This window comes from Chryseobacterium potabilaquae (assembly GCF_902728265.1).
GTDB classification, from domain to species: domain Bacteria; phylum Bacteroidota; class Bacteroidia; order Flavobacteriales; family Weeksellaceae; genus Chryseobacterium; species Chryseobacterium potabilaquae.
Genome location: NZ_CACVBR010000106.1, coordinates 1 through 1087 on the forward strand (window position 1 = coordinate 1; position 1087 = coordinate 1087).

At 38.7% G+C, this 1087-nt stretch carries 1 protein-coding gene; it reads right to left on the reverse strand.

Annotation, left to right across the window (positions count from 1 at the left end):
- On the reverse strand, positions 1-1087 hold a 1087-nt coding region (locus tag CHRY9293_RS18360), incomplete at both ends, for a condensation domain-containing protein (RefSeq protein WP_228455604.1).

The following is a 1087-nucleotide window of genomic DNA, read 5'->3' on the forward strand; positions in this document are numbered from 1 at the left end:
AACTCTTTCCTACATACGATACAACAGAAGGACGAACATAATCCAGAGGTAGATTTAAAGGCTCAAATCCGTTAAGATGAGTCTTCCAATAATCCAATTGAACAGACAACACAGAACCACTAAGATAGTCACGCTGCCATAAAGCAAAATCCTTATAACTTATCGAGAGAGGACGTAAATCAGGCTCAGTTCCCAATAACAAAGATTCATAAATTACAGACAACTCTCGGAAAAAGATATCGATAGACCAACCATCAAAAGCTATATGGTGAATAACAACCGTAAGATAAAAGTTATCCTCTAAACTAAACAAGCGAACGGAAATCGGAAGCTCTTCTGACAACAAGAATACACGACCCATCTCTTTCCCTATCTCTAAGTCCAGCTCTGCAACACTAGAAACAACAGTCTCACTAATGCTTAACTCCTTATCACTAACATACTGGTAACCTTGACCTTCCGAATCCTTAAGAATCAACGTACGAAGAATATCATGACGTGATAAAAGACGCGAAAAAGAAGACTTTAGAACTGCAAGATCCGTGGTCCCCGATAAACCAAAAACCATAGGAATGTTATATGCACTACTACCTCCTTCATACTGATCTAAAAACCATAAACGCTCCTGGGCAAAGGAGAGCTTCTGCTCTTCAACATCAGAGAACGTAATAGCACGAATCATACTATTAGACATAACAGCATCACTGCTTGCTAAAACATGGGATAATGAGAAAATATTTTTATGCGTAAACAGCATAGCAACCGTAACGGGATAGCCAAGATCTCGATGGATACGACTGATAAGCTTTATAGCCATAATACTGTTACCTCCTAATCTGAAAAAATCATCATGAATACTGATACTGGAAGATTCCAAACCTAAGACCTCTCCATACAACTCCGCTAATTGTTTTTCTAAAACAGTACCAGGAGCAATATACTCATGAACTCCCGTAAAAATAGGTTCAGGTAAAGCCTTGCGATCCAACTTACCATTAAGCGTAACAGGAAGCTCTTCCAAATGAACATACACAGAAGGGACCATATAATCAGGAAGAAGACCTGATAAGTGCATAGATAAGTCTTC